Source organism: Mycolicibacterium sp. P4_G11 (assembly GCF_056555145.1).
Genome location: NZ_JBFUJW010000004.1, coordinates 177,705 through 199,727, shown reverse-complemented (window position 1 = coordinate 199,727; position 22,023 = coordinate 177,705). Strand labels below are relative to the sequence as shown.

The 22,023-nt window shown below is 68.5% G+C and carries 22 protein-coding genes; 8 read left to right on the top strand and 14 right to left on the bottom strand.

Going from position 1 to position 22,023, the window contains the following annotated elements:
- Nucleotides 1–10: 10 nt before the first annotated feature.
- The 5 genes from AC1U2B_RS10505 (at nucleotide 11) to AC1U2B_RS10485 (ending at nucleotide 4,579) form a co-directional block, all read left to right on the top strand.
- A complete protein-coding gene (locus AC1U2B_RS10505; RefSeq protein ID WP_480216751.1) occupies nucleotides 11–664 on the top strand; it encodes a TetR/AcrR family transcriptional regulator in 654 nt (217 codons plus the stop codon).
- The gene (locus tag AC1U2B_RS10500) at nucleotides 661–1,584 is read left to right on the top strand and encodes an ABC transporter ATP-binding protein (RefSeq protein WP_480216750.1); all 924 of its coding nucleotides are present in this window, start codon (nucleotides 661–663) and stop codon (nucleotides 1,582–1,584) included. The genes AC1U2B_RS10505 and AC1U2B_RS10500 overlap by 4 nt, the downstream gene beginning before the upstream one ends.
- Nucleotides 1,581–3,218: an ABC transporter permease gene (locus tag AC1U2B_RS10495; RefSeq protein WP_480216749.1), complete on the top strand. Its 1,638-nt coding sequence runs from the start codon at nucleotides 1,581–1,583 to the stop codon at nucleotides 3,216–3,218. The genes AC1U2B_RS10500 and AC1U2B_RS10495 overlap by 4 nt, the downstream gene beginning before the upstream one ends.
- A gap of 8 nt (nucleotides 3,219–3,226) precedes the next feature.
- Nucleotides 3,227–3,901, top strand: coding sequence for a methyltransferase family protein (locus tag AC1U2B_RS10490; RefSeq protein WP_480216748.1), 675 nt, complete (start codon nucleotides 3,227–3,229; stop codon nucleotides 3,899–3,901).
- A gap of 72 nt (nucleotides 3,902–3,973) precedes the next feature.
- Nucleotides 3,974–4,579, top strand: a complete 606-nt coding sequence (locus AC1U2B_RS10485) for a DUF4126 domain-containing protein (protein ID WP_043395482.1) — start codon at nucleotides 3,974–3,976, stop codon at nucleotides 4,577–4,579.
- Here the strand turns inward: AC1U2B_RS10485 and glgC are convergent.
- Complete coding sequence (gene glgC / locus AC1U2B_RS10480) at nucleotides 4,576–5,790, bottom strand: glucose-1-phosphate adenylyltransferase (protein ID WP_043395484.1); 1,215 nt, start codon at nucleotides 5,788–5,790, stop codon at nucleotides 4,576–4,578. The two genes, AC1U2B_RS10485 and glgC, sit on opposite strands and share 4 nt — an antisense overlap.
- Before the next feature lie 75 nt (nucleotides 5,791–5,865).
- Between glgC and glgA the strand changes: the two genes are divergently transcribed.
- Complete coding sequence (gene glgA, locus AC1U2B_RS10475) at nucleotides 5,866–7,035, top strand: glycogen synthase (RefSeq protein WP_082067846.1); 1,170 nt, start codon at nucleotides 5,866–5,868, stop codon at nucleotides 7,033–7,035.
- A gap of 1 nt (nucleotide 7,036) precedes the next feature.
- Here glgA and AC1U2B_RS10470 read toward each other — a convergent pair whose 3' ends face one another.
- The 7 genes from AC1U2B_RS10470 to AC1U2B_RS10440 form a co-directional block, all read right to left on the bottom strand.
- Nucleotides 7,037–7,204 (bottom strand): DUF3117 domain-containing protein, encoded by a 168-nt coding sequence (locus AC1U2B_RS10470; RefSeq protein WP_005059648.1) that lies wholly within the window; start codon nucleotides 7,202–7,204, stop codon nucleotides 7,037–7,039.
- A 153-nt stretch (nucleotides 7,205–7,357) separates the two neighbouring features.
- The gene (locus AC1U2B_RS10465; RefSeq protein ID WP_480216747.1) at nucleotides 7,358–7,942 is read right to left on the bottom strand and encodes a DNA-3-methyladenine glycosylase I; all 585 of its coding nucleotides are present in this window, start codon (nucleotides 7,940–7,942) and stop codon (nucleotides 7,358–7,360) included.
- The gene (locus tag AC1U2B_RS10460; RefSeq protein ID WP_480216746.1) at nucleotides 7,939–8,271 is read right to left on the bottom strand and encodes a DivIVA domain-containing protein; all 333 of its coding nucleotides are present in this window, start codon (nucleotides 8,269–8,271) and stop codon (nucleotides 7,939–7,941) included. The genes AC1U2B_RS10465 and AC1U2B_RS10460 overlap by 4 nt, the downstream gene beginning before the upstream one ends.
- Nucleotides 8,272–8,308: 37 nt before the next feature.
- Entirely contained in the window at nucleotides 8,309–9,250 is a 942-nt protein-coding gene (locus tag AC1U2B_RS10455) for a glucosyl-3-phosphoglycerate synthase (protein WP_043395487.1), read from the bottom strand.
- On the bottom strand, nucleotides 9,247–10,071 hold the full coding sequence (gene folP / locus AC1U2B_RS10450) for a dihydropteroate synthase (protein WP_043984842.1): 825 nt from the start codon (nucleotides 10,069–10,071) through the stop codon (nucleotides 9,247–9,249). The genes AC1U2B_RS10455 and folP overlap by 4 nt, the downstream gene beginning before the upstream one ends.
- Before the next feature lie 214 nt (nucleotides 10,072–10,285).
- Nucleotides 10,286–12,067 (bottom strand): long-chain-acyl-CoA synthetase FadD6, encoded by a 1,782-nt coding sequence (gene fadD6, locus AC1U2B_RS10445; RefSeq protein WP_480216745.1) that lies wholly within the window; start codon nucleotides 12,065–12,067, stop codon nucleotides 10,286–10,288.
- An 11-nt stretch (nucleotides 12,068–12,078) separates the two neighbouring features.
- Nucleotides 12,079–12,654 carry a cytokinin riboside 5'-monophosphate phosphoribohydrolase gene (locus AC1U2B_RS10440; protein WP_480216744.1) on the bottom strand — a complete coding sequence of 192 codons (576 nt, stop codon included), beginning with the start codon at nucleotides 12,652–12,654 and terminating at the stop codon, nucleotides 12,079–12,081.
- A 101-nt stretch (nucleotides 12,655–12,755) separates the two neighbouring features.
- Between AC1U2B_RS10440 and AC1U2B_RS10435 the strand changes: the two genes are divergently transcribed.
- Together AC1U2B_RS10435 and AC1U2B_RS10430 are read left to right on the top strand one after the other, a co-directional pair.
- Nucleotides 12,756–14,411, top strand: a complete 1,656-nt coding sequence (locus AC1U2B_RS10435; RefSeq protein WP_480216862.1) for a tetratricopeptide repeat protein — start codon at nucleotides 12,756–12,758, stop codon at nucleotides 14,409–14,411.
- Between the two features lie 71 nt (nucleotides 14,412–14,482).
- On the top strand, nucleotides 14,483–15,319 hold the full coding sequence (locus AC1U2B_RS10430; RefSeq protein ID WP_480216743.1) for a type VII secretion target: 837 nt from the start codon (nucleotides 14,483–14,485) through the stop codon (nucleotides 15,317–15,319).
- 160 nt (nucleotides 15,320–15,479) lie between these two features.
- Here AC1U2B_RS10430 and abc-f read toward each other — a convergent pair whose 3' ends face one another.
- From abc-f to AC1U2B_RS10400, 6 genes are all read right to left on the bottom strand, one after another.
- Entirely contained in the window at nucleotides 15,480–17,069 is a 1,590-nt protein-coding gene (abc-f, locus tag AC1U2B_RS10425) for a ribosomal protection-like ABC-F family protein (protein WP_480216742.1), read from the bottom strand.
- A 143-nt stretch (nucleotides 17,070–17,212) separates the two neighbouring features.
- Nucleotides 17,213–17,575 carry an Hsp15 family ribosome-associated heat shock protein gene (locus AC1U2B_RS10420; protein WP_043395497.1) on the bottom strand — a complete coding sequence of 121 codons (363 nt, stop codon included), beginning with the start codon at nucleotides 17,573–17,575 and terminating at the stop codon, nucleotides 17,213–17,215.
- Nucleotides 17,572–18,636: a succinyl-diaminopimelate desuccinylase gene (dapE, locus tag AC1U2B_RS10415; RefSeq protein ID WP_260972784.1), complete on the bottom strand. Its 1,065-nt coding sequence runs from the start codon at nucleotides 18,634–18,636 to the stop codon at nucleotides 17,572–17,574. Before dapE ends, AC1U2B_RS10420 begins: the two co-directional genes overlap by 4 nt.
- 205 nt (nucleotides 18,637–18,841) lie before the next feature.
- Nucleotides 18,842–20,134: a GAF domain-containing protein gene (locus tag AC1U2B_RS10410; protein WP_480216741.1), complete on the bottom strand. Its 1,293-nt coding sequence runs from the start codon at nucleotides 20,132–20,134 to the stop codon at nucleotides 18,842–18,844.
- Nucleotides 20,135–20,157: 23 nt separating this feature from the next.
- Nucleotides 20,158–20,952, bottom strand: coding sequence for an acetoin reductase (locus AC1U2B_RS10405; RefSeq protein ID WP_480216740.1), 795 nt, complete (start codon nucleotides 20,950–20,952; stop codon nucleotides 20,158–20,160).
- A 14-nt stretch (nucleotides 20,953–20,966) separates the two neighbouring features.
- A complete protein-coding gene (locus AC1U2B_RS10400) occupies nucleotides 20,967–22,013 on the bottom strand; it encodes a 2,3-butanediol dehydrogenase (RefSeq protein WP_480216739.1) in 1,047 nt (348 codons plus the stop codon).
- Between the last annotated feature and the right edge of the window lie 10 nt (nucleotides 22,014–22,023).

Here is a 22,023-nt window from a genome sequence, read left to right as displayed (position 1 = left end):
CGTATTGAACATGCGTTCAGCCGAGGACTTCACCACCGTCGCCCGAATCCGCGACGCGGCCATCGAACAGTTCGGCCAAAACGGGTTCTCTGCCAGCGTGCGCAGCATCGCCGCGGCCGCCGGAGTCAGCGCCGCGCTGGTGATCCACCACTTCGGTTCGAAGGACAAGTTGCGTGAAGCCTGCGACGCCTACGCGGTCGAGACCATCCGGGTCGTCAAGACCGAGTCGATGCAGAACGCCAGCCCGAGTGCGTGGTTCGCCCAGATCGCCGAGATCGAATCCTTCGCGCCGTTGACGGCGTACCTCATGCGTGCCCTGCAGACCGGCGGCGACCTGGCGAAGTCGTTGTGGCAGAGCATGATCGACAACACCGAGGGCTATCTCGAAGAAGGCGTCCGCGCCGGCACGCTCAAACCCAGCCGCGACCCCAAGGCCCGTGCCCGGTTCCTCGCCCTGACCAGCGGCGGCGCCCTGCTGACCTACATCCAGCTGCACCCCAACCCGGCAGATTTCCGCCAGGTGCTGCACGACTACGCCGAAGACATGCTGCTGCCCTCGCTCGAGCTGTACACCGAGGGCTTGATGGCCGATCCGACCATGTACGAGGCGTTTCTGGCGCAGCGCGAAGCAGGCCAACCCATCGTCACCACCACTGAGGAGTGAATGTGAACGCCGCGATCGAAATCGACACCCTGACAAAGAACTTCGGCGCAGTCCGGGCTCTCGACGGGCTCAACCTGAGAGTCGAGCGAGGTGAGGTGCACGGCTTCCTCGGACCCAACGGCGCGGGCAAGTCGACGACCATCCGCATCCTGCTCGGGCTCGTGCGCGCAGACTCCGGCACCGTGCGCCTGCTCGGCGGCGACCCGTGGACCGACGCGGTCGCGCTGCACCGCCACATCGCCTACGTACCAGGCGATGTCACGCTGTGGCCGACGCTGACCGGTGGCGAGACCATCGACCTGCTGGCCCGCATGCGCGGCGGCATCGATGAGAAACGCCGCGCCGAGCTCACCGAGCGGTTCGACCTGGACCCCACCAAGAAGACCCGCACCTACTCGAAAGGCAACCGGCAGAAGGTATCGCTGATCTCCGCGTTCGCCTCGAACGCCGACCTGCTGCTGCTCGACGAGCCCAGCAGTGGCTTGGATCCGTTGATGGAGAACATCTTCCAGCAGTGCGTCGCCGAAGCCGCCGGCCGCGGCGCCACCGTCCTGCTGTCGAGCCACATCCTGGCCGAGACCGAGCGGCTGTGCCAGCGGGTGACCATCATCCGCGCCGGTCGCACCGTGGAGACCGGGACCCTGGAGTCGATGCGGCACCTGTCGAGCACCACCATCAAGGCCGACATGATCAACAACCCGGGCCGGATCGACCACCTCCCAGGGGTTTCCGACATCTTCTTCGACGGCCGGACGCTCACCGCCCGGGTGGAATCCGAAAGCCTCGGCGCCGTCATCAAGGCCATCGGCGATGCCGGGGTGCGCTCGCTGGTCAGCCAGCCGCCCACCCTCGAGGACCTGTTCCTGCGGCACTACGACAACGGTCGTACGCGCCGCGAACCCGAGCAGGTGCGGGTATGACCGCCGTACTGGACCGCCCGGCAAGGCCCGCCCGACCTGCCGCCGGCGCTTCCAGCTTCACCGGAACCGTTGGGCTGCTTCGCCTTTACCTGCGCACCGACCGGATTGTGCTGCCGCTGTGGGTGCTGCTGCTGTCCCTGCCGCTGTCCACGGTGTACATCGGCAGCATCGAGGCCGTCTACCCCACCGCGGCGGGGCGCGCCGGATTCGTCGCGAGCATCATGGCCAGCCCGGCGCAGCGCGCGATCTACGGCAACATCTACAACGACAGTCTGGGCGCCGCCGGCATCTGGAAAGCCGGCATGTTCCACGTGCTGATCGCCGTCGCCGTCATCCTGACCCTGATCCGGCACACCCGCGCCGACGAAGAGGCCGGCCGCACCGAGTTGATCGACTCGACGGCGGTGGGCCGCAACGCGAGTCTGACCGCGGCGCTGCTGCTGACCGGTGGCGCCTCGCTGCTGACCGGGCTGCTCGGCTTCCTCGGACTGCTGAAAACCGATGTACCCGTGCTGGGTTCGCTGGCCTTCAGCTGTGCACTGGCCGCCTCCGGGCTGGTCTTCACTGCCGTCGCGGCGGTGGCCGCACAACTGTCCGCCAGCGCCCGCGTTGCCCGCGGCGTCGCCTTCGGTGTGCTCGGCGCGGCGTTCACGCTGCGGGCGGTGGGCGACGCCAGTGGCAGCGAGCTGTCCTGGGCCTCGCCGTTGGGGTGGTCACTGTTGGTGCGCCCGTATGCCGGCGACCGGTTCGGGGTGCTGGCTCTGCATCTGACGCTGACCGTCGCCCTGGTGGTGCTGGCCTACCAACTTCAGAGCACCCGCGACGTCGGGGCCGGGATGTTCGCCGAGCGGCGCGGCCGTCCCCGGGCCACCGTAATGCTCAGCGGCCCAACCGGATTGGCATGGCGGCTGAGCCGCGGTTCGGTGCTGGTGTGGACCGTCGGGCTGGGACTGTACGGACTGCTGGTCGGCAGCGTCGTGCACGGCATCGGCGATGAGCTGGGCGGCAGTGGCTCGGCGCGCGACATCATCACCCGGCTCGGTGGCACCGGCGCGCTCGAGCAGGCATTCGTCTCGATCGCCTTCAACATGCTCGGCATGGTCACCGCCGCGTTCGCGGTATCGCTGGCGCTGCGGCCCCATCAGGAGGAGACCGGCCAGCGCGCCGAGACACTGCTCGCCGGTGCGGTGAGCCGCATCCGTTGGCTGGCTGGATATCTGCTGATCGCGCTGGCCGGCACCACGGTCGCGATGCTCACCTCAGGCCTGCTGGCCGGCGTGACCTACGGCGCCGCCGCCGGCGATATCAGTGGCAAGCTGCCGCAGGTGCTGGGCTCCGCGGCGGTGCAACTGCCCGCGATCTGGCTCCTGGTGGCGGCGACGACCGTCCTGTTCGGCGCGGTGCCGCGGTTCGCCCCGGCGGCCTGGGGCGTGCTGGTCGGCTTCATCGCGGTGTATCTGCTTGGTTCGCTGGCGAATTCACCGCACTGGATATTGGACCTCGATCCGTTCAGCCACATCCCACGCGTCGGGTCGGACAGTTTCACCGCGACACCACTGGCCTGGCTGCTGGTCCTGGACGCAACTCTGATCATCGTCGGCGCCTTGGCCTTCCGGCGCCGCGACCTACGGTAGGAGGAACCATGAAGCTCGCCTTGCAGGCGCTCGCCTCAGCAGCACTCGGCGTCATCTTCTTCGCGCTGCTGCTGTGCGTGCCGGCCGGCACGATTCACTATTGGCAGGCTTGGGTTTTCATCGCGGTCTTCATGATCGCGACCATGGGCCCGAGCATGTACCTGGCCATCAAGCACCCCGACGCCCTGGCCCGGCGGATGCACGGCGGACCGACGGCCGAGACCCGCCCCGTACAGAAACTCATCATGTGGGCGGTCCTGGCGTCGGTGGTCGCGACCGCGGTGGTCAGCGCGCTCGACTGGCGCTTCGGCTGGTCGCACGTGCCGACGGCGGTCGTGGTGCTGGGCAACGTCGTTGTCGGCGCCTCGCTGGTGGCGGCCCAGTGGGTGGTGATCCAGAACAACTTCGCGGGCGCCAGCATCACCGTCGAGACCGGGCAGCCGGTGATCTCGACCGGGCTGTACGGCATCGTGCGGCACCCGATGTACATCTGCGCGCTGATCATGATGCTCGCGACCCCGCTGGCGCTCGGCTCCTACTGGGGCCTGGTCCCGGTGCTCGCCGCCGCCCCGGCGCTCATGGCCCGGATCTTCGACGAGGAGAAGATGCTGCGCGCCGAGCTGCCCGGCTACGTCGCGTACACCGAGAAGGTGCGCTACCGCCTGCTCCCCTACGTGTGGTGAGACCCCGCGACTTGTGCACGAAAATCCGCGGACAGCGCGAGAAATCGTGCACACATCGCGGAGACTGAACCGGTGGAACTGTTCACCGGGCTCGGCCTGGCCACCGCATCGGGCCTCAACGCCTATATCCCGCTGCTGGCGATGGGCCTGCTGGGACGCTTCACCAACCTCGTGGAGCTACCGCACCCGTGGGCGTGGCTGACCAACGGCTGGGTGATCGGCATCGTGGCCGTGCTGCTGGTCGTCGAGATCGTCGCCGACAAGGTGCCGGCCCTCGACAGCATCAACGACACCATCCAGACGTTCGTACGGCCGACCTCCGGCGGCATCGTCTTCGGCTCCGGCACCGCGGCGCAGACCGCGGCTGTCACCGACCCTGGCGCGTTCGCCAGTTCCGGACAGTGGATTCCCGTGGTGATCGGGGCCGTCACCGCGCTGGTGGTGTCGCTGACCAAATCCACGGTGCGGCCGGTCGCCAACGTCGCCACGGGCGGGCTCGCAGCGCCGGTCCTGAGCACGCTGGAGGACGTGGCCAGCGTCGGGCTGGTCATCGTCGCGATCGTGCTACCCGTGCTGGTGCTGGTCGTGCTGGCGGGGCTGGTCTGGGCTGCGGTGGCCCTGCTCCGCCGCCGCCGTGGGAAGGCGAAAACGGCGGCCGCGACGCCGCCGGCCGTCTAGACCCAGACGCCCTTACCGACCGCGACCACGCCACCGGCACTCACCGAGAAGCGCTCGCGGTCCTTCTCGAGGTCCACACCGACCATCTCGCCGGGCCCGACGACGACGTTCTTGTCCAAGATGGCGTGCCGCACCACCGCACCGCGACCGACCCGCGCCCCTGGCATGATGACGCTGCCCTCGACGATGGCGCCGTCGTCGATCACGACGTTGGACGACAGCACCGAATTGCGCACGGACGCAGCCGAAATGATGCTGCCCGCGCCGACCACCGATTCCTGCGCCGAACCGCCGTTGACGAACTTGGCCGGGGCCAGGTGCTCCGACTCGCCGAGGATGGGCCAGCGCCGGTTGTAGAGGTTGAACACCGGGTGCACCGACACCAGATCCATGTGAGCGTCGTAGAACGCGTCCAGCGTTCCGACGTCACGCCAGTAGCCGTGGTCACGCTCGGTGGCCCCGGGCACTTCGTTGTCGTTGAAGTCGTAGACGGCGGCCATCCCGTCGGCCACCATCTGCGGAATGATGTTGCCGCCCATGTCGTGATCGGAATCGTGGTTCTCGGCGTCCACCCGGATGGCATCGATGAGCGCCTTGGTGGTGAACACGTAGTTGCCCATGGACACGAACGTCTGGTCCGGGTCGTCGGTGCAGGCCGGCGGGTCCGCCGGTTTTTCGATGAAGCTGCGGATGCGGCCGGATTCGTCGGCGTCGATGCAGCCGAACGCCGACGCCTCGGCCCGCGGCACCCGGATGCCGGCGACGGTCGCGCCCGCTCCGCTCTCGATGTGGAACTGCACCATCTGCTCGGGATCCATGCGGTACACGTGGTCGGCGCCGAAGACCACGATGTAATCGGGGTCTTCGTCGTAGATGAGGTTCATCGACTGGTAGATGGCGTCGGCCGAGCCCGTGTACCACCGCGGGCCCAGCCGCTGCTGCGCCGGAACCGGGGTGATGTACTCGCCGGCCAGACCCGACAGCCGCCAGTTCTGCGAGATGTGCCGGTCCAGGGAATGCGACTTGTATTGCGTCAGAACACAAATCCGCAGGTACCGGGCGTTGACGAGGTTGGATAGGACGAAGTCGATGAGCCGGTAGGCGCCCCCGAACGGGACGGCGGGCTTGGCCCGGTCGGCGGTCAGTGGATACAGCCGCTTGCCCTCACCGCCTGCCAAGACGATTCCCAGCACCTGCGGCTGTTCCCTCATGGCACCAAACCTAATAGCCACCAACCGAAGCGGCCAGACATACGTCCCAACCTGTCACGCGTTAACGTCATCGACATGCGCGTGGCGATGATGACTCGGGAGTATCCGCCGGAGGTTTACGGCGGCGCGGGCGTGCACGTGACCGAACTCGTCGGGCAGCTGACGAAGCTGTGCGACGTCGACGTCCACTGCATGGGTGTGCACCGCAGGGATGCCTTCGTGGCCCAGCCCGATCCGCTGCTCGCCGGGGCCAACGCGGCCCTGACAACGCTGTCGGCTGACCTGGCGATGGTGAACAACGCCTTCGCCGGACCGGCTGCCGTACCCACGGTGGTGCATTCGCACACTTGGTACACCGGCATGGCCGGACACCTCACCGCGCTGCTGCACGGCATCCCGCACGTGCTGACCGCGCACTCGCTGGAGCCGAGGCGGCCGTGGAAGGCCGAGCAGCTCGGCGGCGGCTACCGCATCTCGTCGTGGGTCGAGCGCACCGCGATCGAAGCGGCCGACGCCGTCATCGCCGTCAGTGCGGGTATGCGGGCCGACGTCCTGGCCACCTACCCGCAGCTGGACCCCGCACGAGTGCACGTGGTGCGCAACGGGATCGACACGGACGACTGGTATCCGGTCGAGGCAGGCCAAACCCTGGCCGACCTGGGCGTCGATCCGGACCGGCCGATCGTGGCTTTCGTCGGGCGGATCACCCGGCAGAAGGGCGTCAGCCATCTGATCGCGGCGGCCCACCGGTTCGACCCCGACGTGCAGCTGGTGTTGTGTGCCGGCGCGCCCGACACCCCGGAGATCGCCGCCGAGGTGGCTGCCGCGGTGAAGGAGCTCAGCGCGACCCGCGCCGGGGTGCACTGGATCCAGGAGATGCTGCCGACCGAGAAAATCCGCGAAATACTCGCGACGGCATCAGTTTTCGTCTGCCCGTCGGTCTACGAACCACTGGGCATCGTCAACCTCGAAGCGATGGCCTGCGGCACCGCCGTGGTCGCATCGGACGTCGGCGGCATTCCTGAGGTGGTCGACGACGGCACCACCGGACTACTGGTGCACTACGACGCCGCCGACGCGGTGGAGTTTGAGACGGGGCTCGCGGACGCGGTCAACGCGTTGGTCCGCGACCCCGAACAGGCCCGCGCGTTCGGGCAGGCCGGCCGTCGGCGGTGCATCGAGGAATTCTCCTGGTTGCAGGTCGCCCAGCAGACGCTCGATATCTATCGGAGCGTCTGCAGCTGAACTAGCTGGTGACGTTCTTCAGTTCGTCGCCCAGGGCCGCGGCCTCATCCGGGGTCAGCTCGACCACCAGACGACCGCCACCCTCCAGCGGTACCCGCATGACGATGCCGCGCCCCTCTTTGGTTGCTTCCAGTGGACCGTCGCCGGTCCGGGGCTTCATCGCCGCCATCGGGTGCTCCCTCCGCACGCGCCCGGACCGCATCCACGGTCCCGGATCAAGGCCGGAACGACCCACTGACGTGGTCGGCTCACGGCACTGAACTGCAACTGAACTATGTCTATTGTTCCCTATCGCTACCGGCGGGTGTGAAAGACCCGCCCGTCAGACCTCCGATGAGCTGTGCCGGGGCACCCAACAGGCCTCGATGTGGTCGTCCACCATCCCGGTGGCCTGCATCAACGCATACACCGTGGTCGGGCCGACGAACCGGAATCCCTGCCGCTTCAGCTCCTTGGCCATGGCCACCGACTCCGGGGTGGTCGCCGGGACCTGCGCCAGGTCAACCGGCCGCGGCCGCGATGGCGGCGCGAACGACCACAGCAGCTCGTCGAGGTCCAGACCGTCGTCGATCACGCGGGCGTTGGCGATGGTCGCCTCGATCTTGGCGCGGTTGCGGACGATGCCTTGGTCGGCCAGCAGCCGGTCGATGTCCTGCTCCCCGAAGCCGGCCACCTTCGCCACATCGAATCCGTGGAACGCAGCCCGGAAGTTCTCCCGCTTACGCAGGATGATCAGCCACGACAGGCCGCTCTGGAACGCCTCCAGCGAGACGCGCTCGAACAGCGCCTGCGTGCCGCGCAGCGGGCGGCCCCACTCGGTGTCGTGGTAGTCGCGGTACTGCGTCGCGTCGGCGGACTCGCCGATGTCGACCCAGCCGCACCGGACCCGGCCGTCGGGAGCAGTCACTGCTCGGCTTCCGCGGACGTGAGGAGCGATTCAGGCGGTGCGGTCTGCGCACGCAATGTCGTCAGCTCGCCGCGCAGCGAGTCCAGCTCCTGCGCCAGCCGGTCCAGCACCCAGTCGACCTCGCTGGTCTTGTAGCCGCGCAGGGTCTGCGTGAACTTCACGGCATCGACATCGGCGCCGGTGACACCGGATGCGGGCAGCACGGTGGCAGTGGTGCCCCGCGCCAGCGGGGGCAGCTGCTCACCGCGGCCGAACAACACGGTGCCCAGGGCGAACAGCACCACCGCGACCAGGATCAGCACCACGAGGTAGATGAGAATCAGCGTCACACCGACGATCCTGCCGGATCGCACCGACAAAGTGGGATCAGCGCAGGGTGTTCATCGCCGGACGGTCGATCAGCGACACCGTCGACGTCCGCGGCGTGTAGGCGTCGCCGTCGAGGAAGAACTGGGTCAGCCCGACGCCGGAGTCGCTGATGCCGCAGCGCGACAGCAGGGTGGCGATCACCTGACGGCTCATCGCGGCCAGCTCGGTCAGCGGCCGGTTGCGATGTGTACGCACCCCGAGGTTGACCTGAGCGATGGCGTCGAGGCCCAACTTGTCGTAGGTGTCGATCAGCAGGCCGATCTCGACGCCGTAGCCCGGCGCGAACCCGACCGACGTCAGCAGCTCCCGGGTACCGGCGTACTCGCCGCCCAGCGGCTGCAGCAGGCAGGTCAGCTCGGGCCGCAGGGACGCCAGCAGCGGACGTGCCACCAGCTCGGTGACCCGGCCACCGCCGTTGGCGTCCTCGCCGCCGCTGATCTTCAGCGGCCGCCGGTAGAAGCCCTTGACCAGGTGCACGCCGTCGGCCAGCAGCAGCGGCCCGAGCAGCTTGGGCACGAACATCGGATCAGGGTCGAGCAGGTCGGAGTCGACGAACACGACGATGTCGCCGGTGGTGGCCGCCAGCGAGCGCCACAGGGCCTCGCCCTTGCCAGGCTGGACCGGCACCTCGGGCAGGGCCTGTTCGCGGCTGACGACCCGCGCCCCGGCCTCGATGGCGCGCAGTTCCGTCTCGTCGGTCGAACCGGAGTCGAGGACCACCAGCTCGTCGACCAGGCCACCCAGCAGCGGGCTGATGCTGTCGATGACGTCGGCGACGGTGTCTTCCTCGTTCAGCGCGGGCAGCACGACGGAGACGGTGCGGCCGGCCTTGGCGGCCTCGAGCTCGGCGATGGTCCACGTCGGCCGGCTCCAGCTGCGTTCTGCCAGCCAGGCATGGCGAGCGATGCCTTCTGCGGTCAATTCAGGACTTAGGGTCACGCGAGTCCCCTCACTGTTCGGCTCGGTGGACGCCCGCCCTGGATCGACGCGACCATTTCCAGGACGCGCCGGGTGGGGCCCACCTCATGCACCCGGAACATGGCGGCGCCGTCAGCGGCGGCAAGTGCCGTCGCGGCCAGCGTCCCCTCCAGGCGCTCGGTCAGTTCGACTCCTAAAGTCTCCCCTACGAAATCCTTGTTACTCAGGGCCATCAGCACTGGCCATCCGGTATTTACAAGATCTTTTACGTGGCGCAACAAACTAAGACCGTGGTAAGTGTTCTTGCCGAAATCGTGCGTCGGGTCGATCAGGATGGCGTCTTTGCGGACGCCCACGGAAACGGCATGCGCCGCCGCGGCGGTCACTTCGGCGATGACGTCGTCCACCACACCGCGTTCGGTGACGCCGTAGTTGACGCGAAAGGGCCGGGTCCGCGGCACTGCCCCGCCGGTGTGCGAGCAGACCAGCCCGGCCCCGAATTCGGCGGCCACCTCGGGCAGCCCGGGATCGGCGCCGGCCCAGGTGTCATTGATCAGGTCGGCCCCGGCCGCGCAGGCCTGCTTGGCCACGTTCGCCCGCCAGGTGTCGACGCTGATCAGTTGGTCGGGGTATTCGCCGCGGAGCCATTCGATGAACGGCACGACGCGCGCGATCTCCTCGTCGGCGTCGACGGTGCTGCCCGGCCCGGCTTTGACGCCGCCGATGTCGATGACGTCGGCCCCGTCGGCGATCTTCTGGTGCGCTGCGTCCTTGGCTGCGCCGTCGCTGAAGGTCGCCCCCCGGTCATAGAAGGAATCCGGGGTGCGGTTGACGATCGCCATGATCAGCGCGCGATCGCCGGCCACCTGGCGACCCAGGAACTGGCCCCTTGCGGAGGACTGCACGGCTCCCAGGCTAACCGGAAGTCTCGGACGCGCCGAATGTGCACTCAGCGCGCGGAGCCGCCGAAACGGGCGCGCTGACGGCACATTCGCTGCCCGCGACGGCCGCCAATCGCCCCGGGAGTCACACCGGCACCATCAGCGGCCCGTCGGGCTAGCGCGGCTTCTTGCCGTCCTTCACCTCGGCCGGGTACTCGGCGTAGAACGGCACGTAGCCGTCCTCTCGCCCCGCCAGCACGTAGATCGGGTCCGAAACTTCCGCGCCGTAGCCCTGTTTGCGCAGGTCGACCTTCTGGTTCTTGAACGTCGAGGTGTGCGCCAGCGCGGGCACGATCCGGATGAACAGCGGCACCGCATAGGCCGGCAGATGCTCGAAGCCGGCCTTGGCCAGCGCGGCGCCGTCGAATTCGGCACCGTCGCGCAGCTGCACCGACGCCATCCCGGCGCGGCCGCCGCAGCCCGGCACCTCGACGCCGTAGACCGTGCACTCCTCCACCTGGTCGTCGCCACCGAGCGCGGCCTCGACCTCGGTGGTGGCGACGTTCTCGCCCTTCCACCGGAAGGTGTCACCGAGGCGGTCGGCAAACGCGGCGTGCGCGAAGCCCTGCGACCGCATGAGGTCGCCGGTGTTGAACCAGACGTCGCCGTCCTTGAACGCGTTGCGCACCAGCTTCTTCTCGCTGGCCGACTTGTCGGTGTAGCCGTCGAACGGCTGCAGGTTGTTGACCTTGCTGAGCAGCAGACCCGGTTCGCCGCGCTTGACCTTGCGCAGCCGGCCGTTGGGGCCACGGGCCGGCTCACCGGTCTCCAGGTCGTATTCGACGTACACGACCGGCGACGGGCAGATGCCCGTGGTCTTGTCGATGTTGAAGACGTTGACGAAGCCGGTGTTGCCCTCGCTGGCGGCGTAGAACTCGCACACGCGCTTGATGCCGAAGCGGGAGGTGAACTCGTCCCAGATCGCGGGGCGAAGACCGTTGCCGGCGATGACCCGGACCTTGTGCGCCCGGTCGGTCGCCTTGGGCGGCTGGTTCAGCAGGTAGCCGCAGATCTCGCCGATGTAGATGAAGGCGGTGGCGTCGTACTTGATGACCTCGTCCCAGAAGCGCGAGGCCGAGAACGACTTGCCCAGCGCCAGCGCGGCACCGGCGTTCAGGGCCGACGACGTCGCGACGGTGAGGGCGTTGTTGTGGTACAGCGGCAGGCAGCAGTACAGGGTGTCGCTGCTGTTCAGGCGCAGTCCCAGCCCGCCGAACCCACCGAGCGCGCGCAGCCAGCGGTAGTGCGTCATGACGCTGGCCTTCGGCAGGCCGGTGGTGCCCGAGGTGAAGATGTAGAACGCCTTCTCCTTGGCCAGGATCTGGCTGGTGCCGACCGGGTTGGCGGTCGACTGGCCGACGGCGAGCTCGCGCAGCTCCTCAACCGAGACCAGGCCCTTGGTCAGCTCCGGGTCGGCACCGCACTCGGTGACGGGCTCGACGAAGTCCGCCTCGGCGACCAGGACCTTGGCGCCGAGCAGGCCCAGGCTGTGTGCCAGCACGTTGCCGCGCTGGTTGTAGTTGATCATCCCGGCGATCGCGCCGCATTTGACCGTCGCCAGCATCAGCAGGACCGCGTCCGGCGAGTTGCGCAGCATGACGCCGACCACGGAGCCTGGCCCGACACCCTTGGCCGCCAGCACCGACGCGTAGCGGTTCACGGTCGCGTTGGCCTGGCCGTAGGTGATGCGCTGGTCGTCGAACTTGATGAAGACCTTGTTCTTGTTGGCTTCGGCGCGTTCCTGGAACACCTTGCCGATCGATGTCTTCGCCGTCGGGCTGGCGCCGAAACCGGTGATCAGGCCCCGAGCGATCACCGGAGCGTCAGCCAGGAAGCCCGGCAGCTGCTTGGCGATGTCCAGCAGGCCGACGCCGGTGCGTGAAGTGTCGTCACTCATGCGTGGTGAGCCTAGTGAGCGATGTGACCGGGTGCACAAGCAGCTATCGCCTCGTCGACGTCACGGGCGACCACGAGCCGGTCCAGCGCGGCCTGCTGCACGTATCCGGTGTCGACCAGCGTGTACAGCCAGGTCAGCAGGCCGTCGTAGTGGCCGTGCGGGTCGAGCATCACCAGCGGCTTGTCGTGCATGTTGAGGTAGCCGGCTGTCCAGGCCTCGAAGAACTCCTCGAGGGTGCCGATGCCGCCGGGCAACGCGATGAACGCGTCGGAGCGGTCCTCCATGATCTGCTTCCGCTCGCGCATGGTGTCGGTGACGATCAGTTCGGCGGCGTTCACGTCGGCCAGCTCGCGGTGCACCAGTTTCTTCGGGATGACGCCGACGGTGCGGCCGCCGTTCTCCCGGGCACCGTCGGCAACGGCGCCCATCGCCGAGACGTTGCCGCCGCCGGACACCAGGGTCCAGCCTTTCGCGGCGATGGCCCGGCCGACGTCGGCGGCGAGAGTGAGCAATTCGGGATGACGGGGACCGGCGGCGCAGTAGACACAGACGGCATAAGAGTTTTCGGGGATGTTGTCGGCCAGCACAGCACAACGCTAATCGAGCCGTGCCGTCCGTCGCTCGGCCATAGGATCGGATCGTGGTGCTCAGCCAGCTGAAAGCGGGCGTCGAATCCGGAGCCGGTGCGCTGCTGACCGGTGCCCGTGGGTCCGGCAAGACCGCGTGGGCGCGGGCGGCGTACGAGGAGCTGGCACCGGGGTTCGAGCGCGCGGCCTGGATCGCCGGCAGCGCGGCCGATTCGTGCGTGCCGTTCGCGGCGTTCGAGCGGTTGTTCACGGTGCCCGAGACCGGGCGGACGGTGCAGGTGTTGCGAGCGGCGCGGGAAGCGCTCGGGACGGGACTGTTGTTGGTCGTCGATGACGGGCATCTATTGGACCGACTCTCGGCGTCGCTGGTGTATCAGCTCGCGGTGTCCGGCGCGGCCCGGGTCATCGTGACAGCGGAAGCGAATCAGTCTCTGCCCGAGGGCATTTCGTCGTTGGCGCGGGACCGGTTGGTGGTACCGGTGGCGGCTGACGGGCCAGGCTCGTCTGCTGCGTTCGAGGCGCCGGAACTGCCGCCGCTGGACGGCGACGGTGTCGTCGCCCGGCTGCGGCGCGCGGTGCGGGCACTCGACGGCGGTGCCGCTGCGCGGGTGGCCGAGCTGGCTGCCGCCGCCGACGATGCCCTGCGCCTGGGCGATCTGGAGTTGGCCGAACGGCTGGGTCGGACCGCGCTGCCGGCCGGCGGCCTGGCCACCCGGGTGACGTTGAGCTACGCACTGGCCTGGCAGGGCCGCGGCCTGGACGCCGATGCGGTGCTGGCCGAGGTCGATCCGGCGGCGCTGACCGAGCCGGCATTGATGACGTGGGCACTGCCCCGCGCGGCCAATCAGTTCTGGATGCTGTCCGAGCCCGAGCGCGCGACGGCCTTCCTGCGCACCATCCGAAGCCGGGTGCAGACGCCGGCCGCGCAGGTCACGTTGGACGCGCTGTCGGCGACCTTCGCGATGAACGCGGGCAATCTCAGCCGGGCCATGCAGCTGGCCGACTCGGTGCTGGCCAGTGACGACCCGAGCGACACCGCCGTCGGCTGGGCGGCATCGGCGGCGGCGCTGAGCTGCGCCCGCACGGGCCGGTTGACCGAAGTGGACGCCTTCGCCGAACGTGCCCTGGCCGCCGGGCAGCCCGGGTTGCTGCGGTTCACCAGTGGCTTCGGGCAGACGACGGCCCTCTTGCTGGACGGGGCACCGGACCAGGCTCAGGAACTGGCCCAGGAGTTGATCGACTTCACCCAGTCGCAACAACCCGGGCGGGCCATCGGCGAGGTGCTGCTGGCCGACGTGTTGATCGCGCGAGGCGAACTCGACTCGGCGATCGAGCTGCTCGGCGATGCCGCAAAGGTGCTGGCGCCCACCGGATATTCGTGGGGTCCGCTGGCGTGGATGCTGCTGGCGCAGGCGCTCGGCCAACGCGGAGCGACCGCCGAGGCCGGCCGCGCCCTGGCCCGTGCCGAGGCTCGGCATGGGCTGAAGTCGATGTTGTTCGCCCCCGAATTGGCGCTGGCCCGCGCCTGGACCAACGCGGCTCGGCGGGATCAGCACGGCGCCATAGCCGCTGCCCGCGAGGCGTTCCGCGCCGCCGAGCGCGGCGGCCAGTCGGCCGTGGCACTGCGCGCCCTGCACGACGCGGCGCGCCTGGGCGATGTCCGGGCCGCCGGCTGTTTCGACCGCGTCAGCGTCGACTGCGTCTTCGGCCGGCAGGCCCGCGCGGTGGCGACGGGGGTCGCCGCCGAGCGCGCCTGACCATTTGCCGCACGGCGGGTCGTCCGACCCGCCATAGGATTGACCGCAACAGGTCATCGAGGGAGCAGGTCATGGGCGATCCGCTGTACGTCAATACCGAGGGTGTGCTGGGCATGGCCCGGGTGCACGACGCAGTCGCCGCGGGGCTCGGACAGCTGCAGAACGGCGGCAGCCTTGGGCAGTCGGTCGGCCCCGCGACCACACACGGGTTGATCGCCTTCGGGATGAATTCGGCGCTCGGCGGGGTCATGGCACGGCGGGACAACATCCTGCAGTCGACGGGTGCGGCCGGCCAGCAGATGTCCGAGCAGTTGCACCGCGCCGCCGAGTCCTACCGGGCCGGCGACGAGCAGGGCGCGCGTGGCCTGTCCTCGGCAGCCGAGGGCATCCCAGGGGGTGGCAGTGGCGTCAGTGCCGGCACGCCGGGTGGCCTCGGCGCGGCAGTGCCGGGTAGCCCGGCCGCCGGTGGTGGTGACGTGGCGCAGACGCTCGGGCAGGTAGGCCAACAGGCCGGGCAGATCGCACAGGGTGTGGCGCAGTCGTTGGGTCAGATTCCTGGGCAGTTGGCGCAGAGCGTCAGCGGCGTATTGGGTGGGCTGCTCGGCGGGCTGGGCGGGGTCGACGGTGCCGGTGCCGGACACGCCGCGGGAGCCGGACTTGGCGGACTGAGCGACCCCAGCGGCGTGGATACCGTTGGGGAACAAGATAAGTCGGACGCTGATGACCGGGACCGGGATCGGGAGCGCCGCGACCCCGAGCGCCACGAAAAGGGCGAGGACGACAAACGGATTCTGTCGGTTGAGCACCGCGGTCAGTCCGGTGCCGCCGATGCGGAGTCGGCGACCGGGCCGGCAGGCACGGCTCCCCCGCCGCGCCGCCCGGCCCAGACCCGGCCGCAGGACGTTTAGCCGTAGTACTTGGTCCGGCCGCACCTGTCTGTAGGACAGGTGCGATCCGGACCCGTCAGCTTTCATTGACGGTCAATGAAAGTTGACGGGCGCCAACCGAACTGGGGGTACAGACCCCGCCGGCGCCTCGAACGCCGACCTCCCCAGGCTCAGGGCCGGGCTAGGGCAGCGTCATCCGGCGCTCGATGCCGATCGCGTCGAGGAATCGTTCGTCATGGCTGACGACGATGAAGGCGCCACGGTAGGCGTTCAGCGCGGATTCCAGTTGCCCGACGCTCACCAGATCGAGGTTGTTCGTCGGTTCGTCGAGCAGCAGCAGGTGCGGCGCCGGTTCGGCGTACAGCACGCAGGCCAGCGTCGCGCGCAGCCGCTCACCGCCGGAGAGCACCGACACGGGTAGGTCGATCCTGTTGTCCTGGAACAGGAATTGCGCCAGCAGGTGCCGCCTCCGCGTGATGCTGAGGGTCGGCGCCCAGGACATCAGGTTCTCCAAGACCGTGCGCTGCTCGTCCAGCAGGTCGAGGCGCTGCGACAGGTAGGCGACGCGGCCGTCGCCGCGAGTCAGGGTGCCGGCATCGGGCCCTATGTCGCCGTTGATCATCCGGAGCAGCGTGGACTTGCCCGCACCGTTACGACCGGTCAGGGCGATGCGCTCCGGACCGCGGATGTCGAGGTCGATTCCGTTGTCGGCGAACAGCATCCGACCACCACGCTGGATGTTCAGGCCACTCGCACTCAGCACGGTACGGCCCGCGGGGACTTCCGTGTTCGGCAGATCGAGGGCGATGACATCGTCGTCGCGCACCGCGCGTTCGGCTGCGTCAAGGCGCGCCCGGGCGTCGTCGACCCGGCGCGCATGGACCTCGTCGGCGCGGCCGGCCGATTCCTGGGCATTGCGTTTGAGCTTTCCGGCAACGATTTTCGGCAGTCCGGCGTCCTTCAGGTTGCGGGCGGCGGTGCCGGCTCGGCGGGCCGCGCGTTCCCGGGCCTGCTGCATCTGGCGCTTCTGAAGTTTGAGCTGCGACTCCGCATTGCGCATCTCATCTGCAGCGGCACGTTGCGCGTCGGCGACCGCGTCCTGGTACGCCGTGAAATTCCCGCCGTAGAACTGGACGTCACCGTCACGCAGTTCGGCGATGCGATCCATCCGATCGAGCAGCGCACGGTCGTGGCTGATCAGCAGTAACGCGCCTGGGTAGCGGTCGAGTTCGTCGTAGAGCCGTTGTCGCGCAGCAGTATCCAGGTTGTTGGTGGGTTCGTCGAGCAGCAGGACGTCGGGCCGCCGCAGCAACTGCGCGGCCAGCCCGAGAGTGATCACCTCTCCGCCGGACAGCGTGCCGAGCACCCGGTCGAGGGGGACGTCGAGGCCGAGTCGCGCCAACTGCGCCGCACTACGTTCCTCGATGTCCCACTCGTCGCCGATGGCGGCGAAGACAGCCTCGGACGCGTCGCCATCCGCCAGCGCTGTGAGCGCGGCCAAAATGGGTGCCACCCCGAGCATTTCGGCGACGGTCAGGTCTGTGGCGAACGGCAGCGTCTGCGGCAGGTAGCCCACCGACCCGTCGACGGTCACTCCGCCGCCGGTCGGCTGCAGTTCTCCGGCGATGAGTTTGAGCAGTGTGCTCTTCCCGGCGCCGTTGGGAGCGACCAGTCCGGTGCGGCCGGCACCGACGGTGAACGACAGATCCGAAAACACCTCGGTGTCATCGGGCCAGGAAAACGACAAATGGGAACAGGTAATAGAAGACATGCAAAAGCTCTCGTGAGAGTGACAGGGCGAGGGCGTACTCCGGTTATCCGGAGATGTCTTCTCCCAGCATGTTTTCGGCCCACCTTCGTTGACAGCAGTTGCAAAACCCACCATACGCACGGGCGCAACTGATTTATCGTCGCTCAGTAGCCGCGCAGCTGATCCAGCTGTCGCCGTTCACGTTTGGTGGGCCGGCCGGCGCCGCGGTCCCGGATGGGCACCGCGGGCATCGTCTCTTTGGCCGGTGGCGGCGGGCTGCGGTCGATCAGGCATTCCGGCACGACGGCCGCGCCCACCCGCTTGGCGATGGGACGGATGACCTCGACGATGCGCTCACGGCCCTCGATCCGGACGCGAACCTCGTCACCTGGACTGACCAGCTGGGCCGGTTTGACGGTGACGCCGTTGACGCGGACGTGTCCGGCCCGGCACGCGGCCGCCGCCAGCGCCCGGGTCTTGGTGATCCGGACCGCGAAAATCCAGCTGTCGACGCGGACGCTACTCAACTTGTCAGGTACCGCCGCAAGATGTCGGTGACCGCGGTGATGTCCGGCGTCGACACCCGCTCGTCGACCTTGTGTGCGAGGTTCGGGTCACCCGGCCCGTAGTTGACCGCCGGAATGCCAAGGGCGGCAAAGCGTGCCACGTCGGTCCAGCCGTACTTGGCCCGCACCTGTCCCCCGGCGGCCGCCACCAGCGCGGCCGCGGCCGGTTGCGCCAGACCGGGCAGCGCACCCGCTGCGGAATCGGTCAGCTCGATGGTCACCTCGAGACCGGCAAAGACCTCGTGCACGTGCGCAAGCGCCTGCTCGACGCTGCGGTCCGGGGCGAACCGGAAGTTGACGGTGACCGACGCGGCATCGGGGATGACGTTGCCCGCGATGCCGCCGTCGATCCGGACCGCGGAGAGGCCCTCGCGGTAGACGCAGCCGTCGATGTCGACCGAGCGCGACTGGTAGGCGGTGAGCCGATCCAGCACGGCGCCGAGCTTGTGAATCGCGTTGTCGCCCAGCCACGATCGCGCCGAATGCGCGCGCGTGCCGGTGGCGTGGATGATGACGCGCAACGTGCCCTGGCAGCCGGCTTCGATGAGGCCGCCCGAGGGCTCGCCGAGAATCGCGACGTCGGCCTTGAGCCAGTCGGGCAGTTCACGCTCGATACGGCCGAGACCGTTGGCGCTGGACTCGATCTCCTCGCAGTCGTACATGACGAGGGTGATGTCGTGCGTCGGCTCGGCGATGGTGGCCGCCAGGTGCAGGAACACCGCGTCGCCGGCCTTCATGTCGGAGGTGCCGCAACCCCAGAGTTCGTCGCCTTCGATTCGGCTGGGCAGGTTGTCGGCGGCGGGGACGGTGTCGGTGTGCCCGGCGAGCAGCACCCGCGACGGCCGGCCCAGGTTGGTCCGGGCCAGCACCGCGTCGCCGTTGCGAATCACCTCGAAGTGCGGGGCCTGCGCCTTGAGCGCGGTCTCGATCTCGTCGGCGATGAGCTGCTCGTGCCGCGATTCGCTGGGAATGTCGACCAGCGCGGCGGTCAGAGCAATCGGGTCTGCGGTGAGATCCAGCATTCAGCCAGGTTAGTCGGTCCGCTGGTTCAGGCTACGGCGCGCAGGGCCCGGATGGCCGGGGCACTTTTGCGCCATGAATTCCTGGTCAACGGCTCCCCCGCCCGCATACTCGTTGACCCGGAAACCTGGGCGGTCCCTACTCGACCTTTTGCGCCATGAACTCCGAGTCAACGGCTCCCACGTAAGCAACGCCTGAAAACGACGGTCATGCGTCTGCTGACCGGGCAATGCGCAGGGCCCGGATGGCCGGTGCCGTGGAGGCGCCCAGCAGGGTCGAGCGATCGGCCGGGTAGCGCACGTCGATGACGGCATCTTCGCCGAACCGGTAGGGCTTACCAAGGATCAAGCCGGCCAATTGCTTTCGCATCCGGGAAAGTTCAGCGCGCACGGTGACCACCCGACTCCGGTCACCGTAGAGGTCCTCGGCCAGCTCCGATGCCGACCGACCGTTCCGGTGGATCGACAGGACCAGCAGGATCTCGGCGTGCCGCAGCGAGATGTCGTGGCGCCACCCACCGAACTGCCCCGCCATCTCGAGGACGGGCGCCCCTCGCAGATCCAGCACGACGCGGGTGGCGGTCGCGTCGTCGTCGGAGGCGGCAGTGGACGGCCGGACCAGCCACCCGCCAGGCAGCAGCTCGACATCGCACCGCCCCAGCGTGGGGATCCAGACCCGGCCCGGGGCCAGTTCGTCGGGCAGCAGAATCCGGTTGTGCAGCGGCATCTGGTCGACGGCAGCCACCCAGCCGTCGGCATCGACCGCCAGTGCGGGACTGCCGATCCGGGCCAGGATCGGTGCGGCGACCATCCGCAGCCGGTTCAGCGTGCGATCGTGCTGCTCGCGCAGGTGCGCTTCGGCCAGCCGGGCGACTGCGTCGACCAGCGCGACGGTGGTGGGATGCACCGTGGCGGCCGGCCCGGAGACGTCGACGACGCCGATGACCTGGCCGGTGCGCGGGTCGCGGACCGGGGCGCCGGCGCAGGTCCAGGCGTGGTGGCTGCGCAGGAAATGCTCGGCGGAGAACACCTGCACGGCGCGGTTGGATGCGAGTGCGGTGCCGATGGCGTTGGTGCCGACGGCGCCCTCGCCCCAGTTGGCGCCCTCGACGAACCCGAGCCGGTCGGCCTTGCCCAGTACCGCCGGCGAACCCGAACGCCACAGCACGCGGCCCCGGGCGTCGGCCAGCACCAGGATGTTGTCCCCTTCGGCGACAATGGATTCCAGTCCGCGCGACACGTCGTCGAGCACCGTGAGCAAGCCCGATGCCTTTCGCAGCGCGTCGAGCCCGGTCGCTTCGATGACCGGCGGGATGTGGGTGTCCGGGTTGACGCCGCGGGCCAGCATGCGCTGCCAGGAGTCGCCGATCACGTCGCGGGGCCGCGCCGGGGCGCGCCCGCCGGACATTGTGGCGTCGTAGACAGCCGACATCAACCGCGCGTAACTGCGCGGGTCCTCGCCAACGGCTACCGCTGGTTCAGGCACGGCCGGGCTCTGCATCATCGCCGATTGTGCTCCGCATGTCAGCGATAAACCAGACCGCCGTCGATCAGACCGGCCTGCCCTGTCATGTAGTCGGCGTCGGGTCCGGCCAGATAGGACACGAATCCGGCTACGTCGTCGGGGGTTTCGGCCCGGCCCAGGGCAATCCCGCCGACGAACTTGGCGTAGGTCTCGCCCACCGGGGCGCCGGTCAGTTCTGCGAACCGCTGGTCGATCTCGACCCACATGTCGGTGCCCACCACGCCGGGACAGTAGGCGTTGACGGTGATGCCGTCGGCGGCGTGCTCCTTGGCCGCGGCTTGAGTCAAGGCACGCACCGCGAATTTGGTGGCGCTGTACGGCCCCAGCATCGCGAAGCCGTCATGCCCGGCGATCGACGAGGCGTTGATGATCTTGCTGATCTTCCCGTTGTCTTGATTGCCGAGTTCCTTGAATTTCGCGACGGCAGCCTGGATGCCCCACAGCACGCCGTCGACGTTGATCGCCCACAACCGCTGCAGGTCTTCTGGTGTGACGTCGACGAGCGGGCCGACCAGCGCGACACCGGCGTTGTTGACCATGATGTCCAGCCCGCCGAGTTCGGTCGCGACATAGTCGACCGCGGCGAACACCTGATCCCGTTGACTGACATCCGCGACGAAAGTGGTGAATTTGCAGCCGATCTCGGAGACCTCGGCGGCCACCTCCGCCAATGGATCGGCTTCGACGTCGACGAGCGCGACGTCGGCGCCGTCGCGGGCCAACCGCAGTGCGATACCGCGTCCGATCCCCCGGCCGGCGCCGGTGACCAGGGCTACTTTGCCTGCCAGTGTCATTTCTGTTTCTCCGCTCATCGCGTCGGGTCGACCAAAACCTTCATCTTGTTCCCCGCATGCAGCGCTTCGAATCCTTCGGCGACCACTTCACCGATCGGAATCTGGGCCACCCATCCGGTGGTGTCGTAGGCGCCCTGAGCCATCAATGCGATGACCGCCTCGAAGTCGGTGCCGGTGTAACACAGCGACCCTTGGATGCGGGACTCGTTCATCACCAGGTTCAGAAGTGGTGTCTGCAATGGCTTTTCGTAGATGGCGACGCTCACCATCGGCTTGCGGGACCCGACGCACGCCAGCGCCGTCTCCACAGCGGGTGTGACGCCGGCGGCGTCGAACACCGCGCCGGCGCCGGCGCCGTAGGTGTGGTCGGCGATCAAGCCGGGCACGTCGGTGGCCGTCGGGTCCAGCGTGGTGGCGCCGAGTGCTTCGATGGCGGCCCGCCGGACCGGCGACGGCTCGACGACGAAGACATCCTGAAGTCCCTTACCGCGCAAGGCGAACCACAGTCCGATGCCGATGGGCCCGGCACCGAAGACCATCGCGGTGTCGCCAGGGCTGACGTCGCCGAGGGTCGCCGCGTGGTAGGCCACCGACATCGGTTCGACGAGCGCTCCGAGTTCCAGCGAGACGTTGTCGGGCAGCCGATGCAGCATGTTCGTCGGCACCACGGTGTACTCGGCCATGCCGCCGTCGGACATCAGGCCGTGGAAGCCGATCTGCTGACAGACGTTGTAGTTACCCGCCGCGCAGGGTCCGCAGTGGCCGCATTTGTAGATCGGCTCGACGGCCACCCGGTCACCCTCGCGCCACTCGGTGACTCCGGCACCGACAGCCGTGATGGTGCCGGAGAATTCGTGGCCAAGCGTCAGCGGCAGCTCTTGATGGGTCAGCGGATGCGGCTGGGTGGGGACGAAGATGGGGCCGGCGTAGTACTCGTGCAGGTCGGTGCCGCAGATGCCGTTGAAGCCGACCTGCAACTGGACCGTGCCCGGCCCGGGGTCCGGGACGGCGACGTCCTCGACCGAGACTTTGTTGGGTCCGTAGTAGACAGCTGCTCTCATGTCCCCAGTT